We start from the raw sequence: 12,232 nt of genomic DNA on the forward strand, positions 1-12,232 counted from the left end.
TAAATATGCATATTAAAAAATTCGAATTGAGATGAAAAGCATGTTGAACAAATTTAAGGAAAAACTAATAAATATATCTACGAATGGTTTGAACATCTCAATTTCTTCTTCGATGATAGAACAATTAATTGAGATGAAATTGGGTAATCGAGAGGTTAAAGTAGAAATAACACCAGAGTATATAGTTCTTCATGGAACTACAGAAGTAAAAAAAATGATGTTCAAGAAAAACATGCCATTCAGGATTACATTAAAGCCAATTCATTTGGATAAAAGAACAATTCAGTTTGAATTAATAGATATGAAGCCTTTTGATATAAATTTCATTAGCAGCAAAATTTTTAACAAACCACCATTTGCAGAATATACGAATCGAACGATCAAGATGGATTTTAATGCGTGGGATGTTGTAGAAAAAACTCCTGTAGGTAATATCAAATCATATGAAATGGTCAAAGGTGCAATAAATATTAAATTGTCTTTATGATTTTTAGAGAACCTGTCCTTGGGAAGTGAAAATAATCTCACTGACATCTAAAGCGGAATAAATTTTATACTCGGTATATTGCCGGGTTTTTCTTTCACCTCAGTCAAAAGTCTGAATATTCTTTAATTTAAGCCTAAACCCTTCTATTCTCCCTCAATTTCTTTATAATGAACAATTATGACAGAGGGAGTGGAAGCGATGACGAAACTGAAACAGGAAGCGCTGCGGATGCACCGGGAACATCAGGGGAAACTGGAGATTGTTTCAAAAGTCGCTGTGAGAAATGAGTATGATTTGAGTTTGGCATACTCTCCCGGAGTCGCGGAACCGTGCAAAGAAATTGAGCGGGACAAAACGACAGCATATGACTATACGATGAAAGGCAATACCGTCGCTGTACTGACGAATGGCACGGCGGTGCTCGGCCTTGGCAATATCGGACCGGATGCTTCGATGCCGGTCATGGAAGGAAAAGCAGTGCTCTTGAAGAATTTTGCAGGTGTGGACGCGTTTCCCATCGCTTTGAAAACTGAAGATCCGGAGGAAATTATTCGGACAGTGAAATTGCTGGAACCGGCTTTCGGTGGGGTCAACCTGGAGGATATAAAAGCGCCCGAGTGTTTTATTATCGAAGAACGTTTGCGGCAGGAAATGGACATTCCGGTGTTTCATGATGACCAGCATGGTACGGCGATTGTGACGCTGGCAGGTTTGATCAATGCCATGAAACTGACCGGCCGCGCCGTGGAAGAAACGAAAGTGGTTGTCAACGGAGCAGGTGCCGCCGGAATTGCGGTGGTGAAGCTGCTGTGTGGCTTCGGCTTTTCGAACGTCATCATGTGCGATACCAAAGGGGCGATCTATGAAGGGCGCCCGAATGGCATGAATCCGTATAAAGTGCAGGTTGCGGGAATGACTAATTTTAATAAAGAAGAGGGTAAACTGGCAGATGTGATCCGGGGAGCAGATGTCTTTATCGGCGTCTCGGCTGAAGGCGCATTGACGCAGGACATGATCCGTTCCATGAACACCGAGCCGATTATCTTCGCCATGGCCAATCCGAATCCCGAGATTCTGCCGCATCTGGCGAAAGAAGCCGGCGCGCGCATTGTCGGCACCGGCCGTTCGGATTTCCCGAATCAGGTCAATAACGTTCTCGCGTTTCCGGGGATATTCCGCGGCGCACTCGACGTGCGGGCGAGCGATATCAATGAAGCCATGAAAATTGCCGCCGTTGGAGCGATTGCCGGGTTGCTGGAAGAAGAGGAACTTCATAATGATTACGTTATCCCAGCACCTTTCGATCCGCGCGTTGCCCAAGCCGTAGCTGCAGCCGTCGCCCGGGCAGCTGTTGAGACGGGTGTGGCGAGGAAGGTGGTTGGTGAGAAGGTGGAAGTGCTTGCGGAGAAATAGAGGGAAGAGCGTGGCGGTGTTTGTGAGCTGAAATAGAGGAATCGCTGATAAAGCTTTAAAAATCGCTGATAAACAGGAAAAAATCGCTGATAAACTAAAGAAAACCGCTGATAAAAACTCAAAAATCGCTGATAAATTGAGAATCGACGATAAATGGGAAAAAATCGACGATAAACTAAGAAAAATCGACGATAAAACTCCAAAAATCGACGATAAAACTTCATACCCATCAAAAAAGGCAAGCGCATCTCTCTCAGCGCTTGCCTTTCCCTATTCACTCTCCAAATATCTCTTCAGAAACCTCCACAATATACTTCAACTTATCCCATTGCTGCTGTTCGGTAAGTTTATTGCCATGATGCGTTGACGCGAAACCGCATTGAGGGCTGATGCAGAGCTGTTCGAGCGGCACATATTGCGCGGCTTCCGCGACGCGCGCCTTAATAGCATCTTTATCTTCAAGCTCTCCGTTTTTCGAAGTGAAGACTCCCAAAACGACACGCGGGCCGCCCGCTGGAATGTGCTCGAGCGGCTGGAAGCTGCCGGAGCGGTCGTCGTCATATTCGAGGAAGAAGCCGTCGACCCTTTCTTTGGCGAACAGGGTCGGCGCGATCAGCGCGTAGCTGCCTTCGAACGCCCAGTCGGACTGATAATTGCCGCGGCAGAGATGCGTTGTGACCGTAAGATCTTCCGGCTTCCCAACAAGTACGCCATTAGCGACGCGCAGCGCCAAGTCGATCAAATACTCTCTATTATACTTGCCGTCGTTGAACGGAATGCCCGGTGCTGATAGGCCGGCGATATAGACGTCATCGATTTGCAGGTAGCGGACGCCAGCGTCATAGAAAGTCTGGAAAGCGTCGCGATAAACCTGGATGACATCTTTCGCATAGTCTTCAATGTCTGGGTAAATGCTCTCGTCGCGGATGCCCTGGTTGAAGAATTGGTTCGGGCTCGGAATCGTCAGTTTCGGAACGGCGCGGCCGCCGACTATTTCCTTGAATTCAATAAAATCCTGGATGAAGGGATGTTTTTCATTGAATGAAATTTTGCCGATGTTGCGTACGTCATAGGCTTCGGTCTCGACGTTTTTAAATTGATAACCCTTTTCCGGTGTATAGCCTTCAAAGCCGTTGATGTGCGCCATGAAGTCGGTGTGCCAGAATGTGCGGCGGAATTCGCCGTCCGTCACCGCTTTCAGGCCGACTTCGATTTGCTTGTCGACGATGCGTTTGATTTCCGTCGTTTCGATGTCGCGCAATTGTCCTGCGGTAATCGTGCCTTCCTTAAACTCTTTTCGTGCCTGATGTATGCTGTCCGGACGGAGCAAGCTGCCGACGTGATCTGCTTTGAATGGTGCTTTTACCGCTGTTTTTGTTGTTTCAGTAATTGGATTTGTCATGTGAATTCCTGCTTTCTGTTTTTAGTTTTTATTTGGAATGCGTTTTAGTTCGCGTTGTTGAGTTTGCTTTTCCAGAGCTCCTTTCCAAATAGAAAAGGGGCTTTCTTCAACAAAGAAGAAAGCCCCTCAAAAGGAAATGCATTCTTCTTATCTTCTAGGCTCGCGCCTATTGGAATTAGCACCTTTGCCTTTGCAGGCTGGTTGCTGAGACATCACAGGGCCAAATCCCTCCGTCTCTCTTGATAAGAAATAGATTATTAAATTAGTTGTTGTTAACAATAAGGGAAGATTCTGATAAATGCAAGAAAATTAAAAAAGAAATTTTATCGATGTGTCTAACACCCCGTACTTCATTCTTTCCAGGTTATAAATTTTGGCTCGTAATCGGAAAGAATTTCAACGACATCATCCATTAAATAATAGAGATGATGTTCAACCTCCGGGAAGTCTTTAAGTTCAAAAAAGGATAGCTGGTCGAACCAGGACATAAATTCAGAATCGGTCAGTTTGTAAAAACAGTATGCGTTTCTGTCCAAATTCGGGTTTTGCTTAATGGACTCCATACAAGGAGCACTTAAATGGCTGCTTGGCGCTTCGGGCGTATGGCGCGCTGCCCATACCCAGTCCCCTAAATTCACTACATTCCTGTCATAAATAATTTTCACATGGTTGCCGGACAAGTCTGCAAGGTGGATGCTCAAATTATCTTGGCCTTTGATAAATTCGATCAGTTGGACCCGAGTGCTATCAAGGTTTGTTACGGGTTGCCAAGCATGGACGGTACCTACATCCATGTAAATCACTCCACTCATTTATAGTTTATTTTTCATCGGTAAATGACTAGTTAAATTTGAACGGCACACAAGCAGGAATTGGAACATCGATGGTTCGAATCATATAAATTAAATAATAATAGAAAAAAAGCAATTGGTCCATAATCCATCTCTATTACTGATACTATATACTTAACGTAATGAGCAGAAAGAAACACAGTTGATATCCTTTACTCAAATAGATCAGATAGTTACACGAAATAAGATGTCATAGCAGTTTTTACTCTTTCCAGGATGATTTATGAAATCGATTATTTAGGAGGAGCTATATGAAAAAGCTTTTTTTGATCATCTTGCTGATGGTTTCGTCTATTCTGATTCCCGAAAAATCATTGGCTGAGGAAGGCACAACACCATCAGGCATCGCAATAGAGGACTTGGAGGATTTTGTTGATCAATATGTTGATGAGTATATTGGTGAAACAGTAGCAGGTGCCAGTATTGTGGTCATAAAAGACAATGAGATCGTTTTGTCAAAAGGTTATGGTTGGGCTGATATTGAAAACGAAACTCCTGTTGATCCCGGAAATACAGTTTTTGAGTGGGGTTCCGTCTCGAAATTATTTGTATGGACCGCCGTCATGCAATTAGTGGAACGGGGCGAAATAGATTTGGATGCTGACATACAAACCTATTTACCGGAAGAATTCTTAACGAAATTGAAATACGATGAACCCATCACGATGCTGCATTTAATGAACCATACTGCCGGCTTCGAAGATCGTATTTTTGATCTGGGCTACTCCACTGAAGAACGCGTGAAACCCCTGGAAGAAGGGCTTAGAATTGCTGAACCGGAACAAGTATATATGCCGGGCGAAGTTGTCGCCTACTCAAATTATTCCACATCTTTGGCAGCGTACATTATTGAACAACTAACAGGGCAGGAATTCTTTGAATATGTCTCGGAAAACATTTTTTCGGAACTTGGAATCCAAAATTCGACGGCATTTCTACCAATCGAAGAAAAAGAATCCGTAATTCAAAATAAGGCAGAAGGATACGTCCTTTTAGAACCGTCAAATTTTGAGAAATCCACGTCGTTTTATATTTCCATGTATCCAAGCGGTTCAGTAAATGGCACGGGGGAGGATTTAGCCCAATTCGCGCTGGCACTTATGCCGGAAGAAAACGGGAATTCCATTTTGTTTGAAAGGGACGATACGCTGGGTGAGATGTTTTCGACAAGTTATTCTGTCCATGAAGATGTTCCGGGAATAGCCCATGGATTTTGGGAATATGACGGGAAGTTCAGGGGGGTGACTCATGGCGGAAACACCATTTCCTTTTCAAGTAACTTCCATGTTGTGCCGGAAGAAAATTTCGCTGTTGTTGTGTTAACCAACCAAGCTGGAGAATCGGATATTTCTTATGGGTTGGTAAAAGAATTAGTGGGAGAGGCCGAGCCGGTTATAGAGGATGATTTGCCGGATTCACAAGAGGTGGAAGGTACATTTATAACTGCGCGCAGGATGCACAGTGGATTTTTAAATGTATATTATTATTTGACGTCGATGACTGTCAGTTCCACCGATCCCGACGAAATTACAGTCAGCATGGCAGGCATGCCGGCCACATATACTCAGACAAGTCCCTATGTTTATAAATTGAGTGATGACAATAACTTGTTCATCCCCATTAATGCCCTGTATTTTCATGTGGAGAATGGCGAAGTGACACAGATTTCCACCTCTATTGCTGATTTTTTGCCGACGGATAGGAGCATGCCGCTATTAATCACCTATTTGGTCTTATTCCTGATTTCTACGGCTTACTTCTTCATTTCTTCAATCGTTTTATCTATCAGATTTCTGTGGAATAAAAGAAAGAAACGCCCAATATCCACTCCTTCAAAATGGCATTACTTGCTGAATTTATCGGCAGCTGCATTATTGATCAATGTGGTTGTGCTTGCTGCAAGGATGCTGATTAGGTATGACCGTGCATACACCGAAATGATATTCCAACTCATTTTAAATTATGGGTTAACAATTCTCAGCCTGACCTTTGCGATTTTGGTTGGACTGAATTGGAAAAAAGAGGTTTTAACAAAACCGCAGAAGATTTTATATTTTATCTCATTAGTAAACACGTTTATTCTTATTGCATTGCTTATCATATGGGAGTTTTATTCTTAAGTAAGAAGAAGCTTCTCTGTACCCGGTTTTTAGCAGCGACCACCGGAAAGGAATGGTGACCTGCTCGCCCCCTTATATTAAAAAGCACAATCTTTTCTTTTGTTTTGTTTGCAGGTTATGCTGATAGCAATACGATAGTAGGGGGCACGAATATGACTTCATGGCATGAACGCTTTCAAACAGACGATTATTTATATGGAACAGAGCCGAACGAATTCATTGAAATGATGCAAGCAAAACTCGGACTCAAAGGGGATGCACTCGCAATCGCGGAAGGGGAAGGCCGCAATGCGGTCTATCTCGCGGAGCAGGGCATGCGCGTCACCGCCTGGGACTTTGCAAGGAGTGGCCTGGTAAAAACGGAGAAGCTGGCAAAAGAACGGCAGGTCAGCGTTTCCGTGGAGGAAGTGGATTTGGCGCAAGCTGAATGGCCTGAGGGGAAATGGGATGAAATCATTTGTGTGTTTGGGCATTTCCCGAAAGAGGTCCAACAGAAAACCTTTGAGGGCGTGCGGCGTGCCTTGAAACCTGGCGGCTATTTCCTGATGGAAGTGTATTCTACCGAGCAGCTCAAATTCGGCAAAGGGGGACCGAAAACGGAATCCTTCCTGTACCGTCCGGAAGAAGTGCTGTCGGCATTTGGAGATTTCCGCCTCGTTCATTTTTTTACGGGCGAAGTCGAACGGAATGAAGGAAAGCTGCATAATGGGTTATCGCACGTCATCCAGCTCGCTGCCCAAAAGCCTTTCGATTAAAAGACGCCCTGTGACAAACACAATACGAGTTAGACAATAAATCTGCATTATGAAATCCGCCTATTCAACAATAGAGCGGATTTCTTTTCGTTCCTATTGAAAGGAGGGATTGGACTTGGCTGTCTTGAATTTTATTACCATTAGCAAATTTGAAGGACGAATTTACGACAATACTAAAAAGGAGGACGGAAAATGAAAGCCATGGTTTGCACGCGGTATGGACCGCCGGAAGTTTTGGAGCTTCAGGAACTGGAGAAGCCGGAACCGAAATCCGATGAAATTGGGATAACAGTCCGAGCATCCACCGTAACAGCAGGGGATTGTGAGTTGCGAAGCTTTAAATTCCCATTGTTTTTGTGGATTCCGTTGAGGTTGTTTTTCGGCGTACGGAAACCGAGACTGAAAATATTGGGGCAAGAGTTTGCCGGAGAAATCGAATCCGTGGGCAATGAGCAGACGCTATTCAAGAAAGGCGACCGGGTATTTGGTTCGACTGAATTGAAGTTTGGCGCAAATGCCGACTACCTCTGTCTTCCCAGCAGGTATGCCATCGTCCATATGCCGGAAGGGCTTAGTTTTGAAGAAGCCGCCACCATACCGACAGGCGGAATGAATGCTCTGTTTTTTCTTCGAAAAGCCAGGATTCAAGCAGGCCAAAAAGTTCTAATTATCGGAGCCGGCGGTAGCATTGGCATGGTGGCCGTTCAGCTTGCCAAAAATTCAGGCGCTGAAGTGACGGCCATCGACAGCAAGGAAAAGCTGGATATGCTCTTATCTATTGGTGCGGATAAAGTAATTGATTACCGGCAGGAAAACTTTACTGATAATGGTGAAACCTATGATGTAATCTTCGATATTGTGGGCAAGAGTCATTTTTCAAAAACCCTCAAATCATTGACGCCAAAAGGGGTCTACCTGATAGGCAATCCGAGCCTCGCCAAAATATTCCGGAGACTATTGCCGGCGAAGAAAGGCGATCGAAAAATCGTAGTTGCAGCGGCCGGTTACAAAGCCGAAGATTTGCGTTACCTGAGCGAACTGTTGGCAGATGGCAGGATCAAGCCGGTCATTGATCAAATATTCCCCTTGGAACAGCTGCCTGAAGCACACCATTATGTGGAAAGTGGAGCGAAAAAAGGCAATGTTGTAATCCGCAATCTATAAAAAAAGCTTTCTTACTATCGAATACTTAAGGTAAAGGAGTGGTTGAGATGGAGACGGTCATTGCGGTTGAAAATTTATCGAAACGGTATAAAGACGTGCTGGCCGTCGATGGTCTGTCACTGGAACTGAAAAAGGGCGAGATTTACGGCTTCATCGGCTTGAACGGCTCCGGCAAAACCACGACGATCCGCATGATGCTGGGAATGATCAAGCCGACTGAAGGATCCTGTTCGCTGTTCGGCAAAAAAGTTTCGCTCGCCAATTATAAATTATGGGAAAAGGTCGGCTACCTGGTGGAGACGCCGTATGCCTATCCCGAACTGACGGTGGAAGAGAATCTGGAGCTGTTCCGACGGTTGCGGCAGATCAAGGATTCCGGCGCGGTCGGGCGGATTATCGATGAGTTGAAACTGACACCTTACACCAAACGAAAAGCGAAGCATCTGTCGCTCGGCAACGCCCAGCGCCTCGGAATCGCGAAGGCGATGCTGCATGGGCCGGAAATTCTGATTCTGGACGAACCGGTCAATGGACTGGATCCGGCGGGCATCGTCGAGGTGCGGGAATTGCTGCGGGACTTGGCAAAAAATAAAAGCGTCAGCATTTTTCTGTCGAGCCACCTGCTGAGCGAAGTGGCGCTCATTGCCGATAAAATCGGCATCATTCATCATGGGCGTTTAGTAGAAGAATTTCGAACGGATCAACTGAATAGCCTGATCGAGCGCAAGCTGCTGGTCGACACCCGGAATAACGAAGGTGCGGCTGAGGCTTTATTGGAAATAAAGATTGCCTGTCGTGTAAACGAGGACGGGCTTATTGAAATCGAGGACAACGAATTGTTGGAGCGCCCTGAAATTGTGTCGGGCAAGCTCTCGGAAATGGGATTCCCACCTACCTATTTAAATGTCGAAGTGGAATCGCTGGAATCCTATTTTATGCGGTCGATTCGCGGGGAAGGGGGCTAAGCGATGGGGTATTTCGGAGCGGCGCTGCAGGCAGAGAGCACAAAAATCAAGAAGTCCAAAATGATTTGGATCACATTGGCAATTTTTACGTTGGCGCCGTTAATGGGTGGCTTTTTCATGTTCGTGCTGAAAGATCCGGAGCTGGCGAGAACGACAGGCTTGCTCGGCGACAAAGCGCAGATTCTCGGGGAAGCGACGTGGCCGGCGTATTTCAGCCTGCTCGCGCAGATCATTGGAGTCGGTGGACTGATTGTGTTTGGCTTTGTGACGAGCTGGGTGTTCGGCCGGGAGTATGCAGACCGGACGATTAAAGATCTTTTGTCATTGCCGGTTCACCGAAGTGTGACGGTGCTCGCCAAGTTTATCGCCGTCTTTGTAACGTGTTTGCTGCTGAGTTTGTATGTCATTATTGTCGGCGTATTGATCGGTATGCTGGTCGGTTTGCCGGAATGGTCTTCTGCTGCAGCGATGGAGGGACTGTCTCTCTTATTGGTCACAACCGCGCTGACGGTGGCATTGAGCCCGCCGGTCGCTTTCTTTGCCTGTTACGGAAGAGGATTTTTGGCGCCGATCGGCTTTGTCATTTTTATGGTGGTGTGTGCGCAGATCATTGCGGCCATCGGCTATGGTGCATATTTTCCGTGGGCAGTTCCGGCTCTGTTCAGCGGCATGACCGGAACAGCAGGCGGCTTGGAAATGATTAGCTTTTTTATTGTAGGGCTGATGGCAATTGCCGGCTTTGCGGGAACGGTGGCTTGGTGGTTGTATGCGGATCAGCATTGAACGATGGAGATGATTCGCATCTTACCATTTTATAGCCATACAAAAAACACCTCCCAACCCGGCAGTTAAGTGCCGTTTTGAAGGTGTTTTTAGTTGAGGTTTTCAGAATTTTATTTTCGGTCGACCAGTGTTTGAACCATGGATTTCAGCTCTGCCACTTCGTTTTTGAGCTCATCGATTTCCGACAGTTCATCTATTATTCCCGCGGTTTCCGCATCGATTTCTTCTGAAATCTTTTGTGCGTTATTGACAATTTCCCCGACGATCAAGTTGATCATGAGGAAGGTCGAAATGACGATGAAGGAAATGAAATACAGCCACGACCACGGCACCACTTCGAAAATGGGGCGGAACACGCCGCTAGCCCAGGACTCCAGCGTGAACACCTGGAATAAGGTGATGAACGACAAGCCGAGATTGCCGAAAAATTCCGGTTCAACCGAGGCATAAAAGAACGTGCCGATAACTGCGTAGACGTAAAAAATGATCGACATCAGCAAAATGACGCTGGTGATGGTCGGAATGGCCATGAATAATGCGGCCACGACTCTGCGCAAAGACGGAATCGTGGTAATTGTCCGAAGTACCCGCAGCACCCGGAAAATTCGCAGCACGCTTATATACGGAGAGGTATAGAGAATCAGGCTGCCGACGACTATGATGAAATCGAAATTATTCCAGCCGTTTTTGAAGAAACTGGCACGGTAGAGAATGAGCTTAATCAAAATTTCGACGGTAAACAAGCCGAGAACGATGATATCCATTGCCAATAACCAGGAGCGGTATTGCTCGGCGAACTCCGGATACGTCTCGAGGCCGACCAGAATGGCGTTGATGACAATGAGGATGGTGATGAAGTTGGTGACTCTTCTGCCTTCGATAATGCGTATCATTCTTTCTTTCATAACTGAGGGGACGACTCCTTGTAAGTTCATTGCAGGTTTTATTCCGGAAACGGATGGGGACCTGTTATTTTCCCAAACTCCGTTAATTATAGCATGCGCACCTTTGAGGGTTAATGCATAACCCTGTTCCGGTGCCTTAAAAGTGACAGAAATAAATCGGTCAAAAATATCGCTGGTGTAATATGTCAGCCCCTGCACTGAAATTTCCACACGGTAAATGAGGCACATGCGAATAAATCCTTCAAGCGCTACGCGGAATAGACTATACTAAGTGTAGACGAGATGTCGGCAGTATCGTCCTGCCAAACATCCGGTTACGATCTTTTAAATATTTGGAAAAGGAGTTAATGAAATTGCCTATATTACTTACCGTTGAATCTGGTCACCTCTGGGGAATCCTGAGCCCTTTCCTAATTCCGATGGGATTGACTTTCGTATTGGCGCTGATTCTGTTTTACATTGCCATGCGGATGACTCCAGGAAAAAAGCAAAGAACATTTTCAATCATCACGCTGATTGTTATTCCGGTGAGCCTGATCGTGTTTCTTTATATTTCGCTGTCAACGAGATAGAGTAGCAGAAAATAATAATCTAATAGAAGCAACCGCCAGTCCCAAAAGGATTGGCGGTTGTTTTGTATTTGCTTGGAGGCAACTGGTTAAAGAGCTCAACCCTCAAATTCCCGCACTTTATAATTCGCGCGAAACATCGGGGTGGTGGTGATTCGCATCAATTCCTCTGCCATATATTGCGAGGAAAACCGGAATTTCTGATCAATCCAGTATGAAATCACGCCAAGCGTCGCGTAAGCCAGATGGTAGGCTTTTATTTCCTTTTCGATGGTCTGTGTGCTGTCGGCATACTCAAAGCTGAGGTCAAAAAGGAAATGATGAATAAACATGTTCACCATCTTTTCCTGCAAAATCAGCTTGAAATCGGGGTGTTTGATCAGCTGGTAGAAATCCCTGTTGCTATAGATGTGATCGAACAGCAACAATGCAGCCGGGTGATACATATCGATTTCCAATTGGCGGTTGGTCAGGTAAGGATTTTTTAAGACGATCCATAAAGCTTCAACCCGATGTTCAATAGTTTTATGGATCATGTCTTCTTTTGAGTTGAAATGGTTATAAAAGGCACCCCGTGTATAGTCAGCTTTTCTGCAGATGGCATGGATGGTGATGTCCTGGTAGTTTTTCTCATGCATAAGTTCAAGAAACGCTCTTTCAAAAGCTCTTTTTGTTCGTTTGACTCGGCGGTCCTGTGTCAATTCCTCAGCTCCTTTTGTTCATCAATGGGAAGTTAAATTACTTTCTAAGCTTTATTGTTTACTATCATACATATCTCCCTCCATTGTATATTGAATATTCAGATTTTGGAACATATA

At 45.3% G+C, this 12,232-nt stretch carries 12 protein-coding genes and 1 riboswitch; of the genes, 8 read left to right on the forward strand and 4 right to left on the reverse strand.

Going from position 1 to position 12,232, the window contains the following annotated elements; all coding sequences use genetic code 11:
- Positions 1-40 precede the first annotated feature (40 nt).
- Together DHX103_RS11400 and DHX103_RS11405 are read left to right on the forward strand one after the other, a co-directional pair.
- Positions 41-487 carry a hypothetical protein gene (locus tag DHX103_RS11400; protein ID WP_422122402.1) on the forward strand — a complete coding sequence of 149 codons (447 nt, stop codon included), beginning with the start codon at positions 41-43 and terminating at the stop codon, positions 485-487.
- 198 nt (positions 488-685) lie between these two features.
- Positions 686-1,900: an NAD(P)-dependent malic enzyme gene (locus DHX103_RS11405; protein WP_422122403.1), complete on the forward strand. Its 1,215-nt coding sequence runs from the start codon at positions 686-688 to the stop codon at positions 1,898-1,900.
- 274 nt (positions 1,901-2,174) lie between these two features.
- Here the strand turns inward: DHX103_RS11405 and DHX103_RS11410 are convergent, their stop codons facing one another.
- Together DHX103_RS11410 and DHX103_RS11415 are read right to left on the reverse strand one after the other, a co-directional pair.
- Complete coding sequence (locus DHX103_RS11410) at positions 2,175-3,302, reverse strand: 5-methyltetrahydropteroyltriglutamate--homocysteine S-methyltransferase (protein WP_422122404.1); 1,128 nt, start codon at positions 3,300-3,302, stop codon at positions 2,175-2,177.
- A 144-nt stretch (positions 3,303-3,446) separates the two neighbouring features.
- Positions 3,447-3,551, reverse strand: a riboswitch (SAM riboswitch).
- Positions 3,552-3,652: 101 nt separating this feature from the next.
- The gene (locus DHX103_RS11415; protein WP_422122405.1) at positions 3,653-4,096 is read right to left on the reverse strand and encodes a hypothetical protein; all 444 of its coding nucleotides are present in this window, start codon (positions 4,094-4,096) and stop codon (positions 3,653-3,655) included.
- A 308-nt stretch (positions 4,097-4,404) separates the two neighbouring features.
- On the opposite strand from DHX103_RS11415, the gene DHX103_RS11420 reads away from it, so the two are divergent.
- From DHX103_RS11420 to DHX103_RS11440, 5 genes are all read left to right on the forward strand, one after another.
- Entirely contained in the window at positions 4,405-6,273 is a 1,869-nt protein-coding gene (locus DHX103_RS11420) for a serine hydrolase domain-containing protein (RefSeq protein ID WP_422122406.1), read from the forward strand.
- 152 nt (positions 6,274-6,425) lie between these two features.
- On the forward strand, positions 6,426-7,028 hold the full coding sequence (locus tag DHX103_RS11425) for an SAM-dependent methyltransferase (protein WP_422122407.1): 603 nt from the start codon (positions 6,426-6,428) through the stop codon (positions 7,026-7,028).
- A 192-nt stretch (positions 7,029-7,220) separates the two neighbouring features.
- Positions 7,221-8,192 (forward strand): NAD(P)-dependent alcohol dehydrogenase, encoded by a 972-nt coding sequence (locus DHX103_RS11430; protein WP_422122408.1) that lies wholly within the window; start codon positions 7,221-7,223, stop codon positions 8,190-8,192.
- 47 nt (positions 8,193-8,239) lie between these two features.
- A complete protein-coding gene (locus tag DHX103_RS11435; RefSeq protein ID WP_422122409.1) occupies positions 8,240-9,157 on the forward strand; it encodes an ABC transporter ATP-binding protein in 918 nt (305 codons plus the stop codon).
- 3 nt (positions 9,158-9,160) lie between these two features.
- A complete protein-coding gene (locus DHX103_RS11440) occupies positions 9,161-9,940 on the forward strand; it encodes an ABC transporter permease (RefSeq protein WP_422122410.1) in 780 nt (259 codons plus the stop codon).
- Positions 9,941-10,050: 110 nt separating this feature from the next.
- Here the strand turns inward: DHX103_RS11440 and DHX103_RS11445 are convergent, their stop codons facing one another.
- On the reverse strand, positions 10,051-10,845 hold the full coding sequence (locus DHX103_RS11445) for an ion transporter (protein WP_422122411.1): 795 nt from the start codon (positions 10,843-10,845) through the stop codon (positions 10,051-10,053).
- 353 nt (positions 10,846-11,198) lie between these two features.
- On the opposite strand from DHX103_RS11445, the gene DHX103_RS11450 reads away from it, so the two are divergent.
- The gene (locus DHX103_RS11450) at positions 11,199-11,417 is read left to right on the forward strand and encodes a hypothetical protein (RefSeq protein ID WP_422122412.1); all 219 of its coding nucleotides are present in this window, start codon (positions 11,199-11,201) and stop codon (positions 11,415-11,417) included.
- Positions 11,418-11,512: 95 nt separating this feature from the next.
- On the opposite strand, the gene DHX103_RS11455 is transcribed toward DHX103_RS11450, so the two are convergent.
- The gene (locus DHX103_RS11455; RefSeq protein WP_422122413.1) at positions 11,513-12,115 is read right to left on the reverse strand and encodes a TetR/AcrR family transcriptional regulator; all 603 of its coding nucleotides are present in this window, start codon (positions 12,113-12,115) and stop codon (positions 11,513-11,515) included.
- Positions 12,116-12,232 lie beyond the last annotated feature (117 nt).

The organism is Planococcus daihaiensis (assembly GCF_049262615.1).
GTDB lineage: Bacteria > Bacillota > Bacilli > Bacillales_A > Planococcaceae > Planococcus.

Coding starts and splice junctions, on each gene's coding strand:
- DHX103_RS11420 (WP_422122406.1), top strand. CDS start 4,405: ATGAAAAAGCTTTTTTTGATCATCTTGCTGATGGTTTCGTCTATTCTG.
- DHX103_RS11435 (WP_422122409.1), top strand. CDS start 8,240: ATGGAGACGGTCATTGCGGTTGAAAATTTATCGAAACGGTATAAAGAC.
- DHX103_RS11400 (WP_422122402.1), top strand. CDS start 41: ATGTTGAACAAATTTAAGGAAAAACTAATAAATATATCTACGAATGGT.
- DHX103_RS11440 (WP_422122410.1), top strand. CDS start 9,161: ATGGGGTATTTCGGAGCGGCGCTGCAGGCAGAGAGCACAAAAATCAAG.
- DHX103_RS11445 (WP_422122411.1), bottom strand. CDS start 10,845: ATGAAAGAAAGAATGATACGCATTATCGAAGGCAGAAGAGTCACCAAC.
- DHX103_RS11405 (WP_422122403.1), top strand. CDS start 686: ATGACGAAACTGAAACAGGAAGCGCTGCGGATGCACCGGGAACATCAG.
- DHX103_RS11410 (WP_422122404.1), bottom strand. CDS start 3,302: ATGACAAATCCAATTACTGAAACAACAAAAACAGCGGTAAAAGCACCA.
- DHX103_RS11425 (WP_422122407.1), top strand. CDS start 6,426: ATGACTTCATGGCATGAACGCTTTCAAACAGACGATTATTTATATGGA.
- DHX103_RS11415 (WP_422122405.1), bottom strand. CDS start 4,096: ATGGATGTAGGTACCGTCCATGCTTGGCAACCCGTAACAAACCTTGAT.
- DHX103_RS11430 (WP_422122408.1), top strand. CDS start 7,221: ATGAAAGCCATGGTTTGCACGCGGTATGGACCGCCGGAAGTTTTGGAG.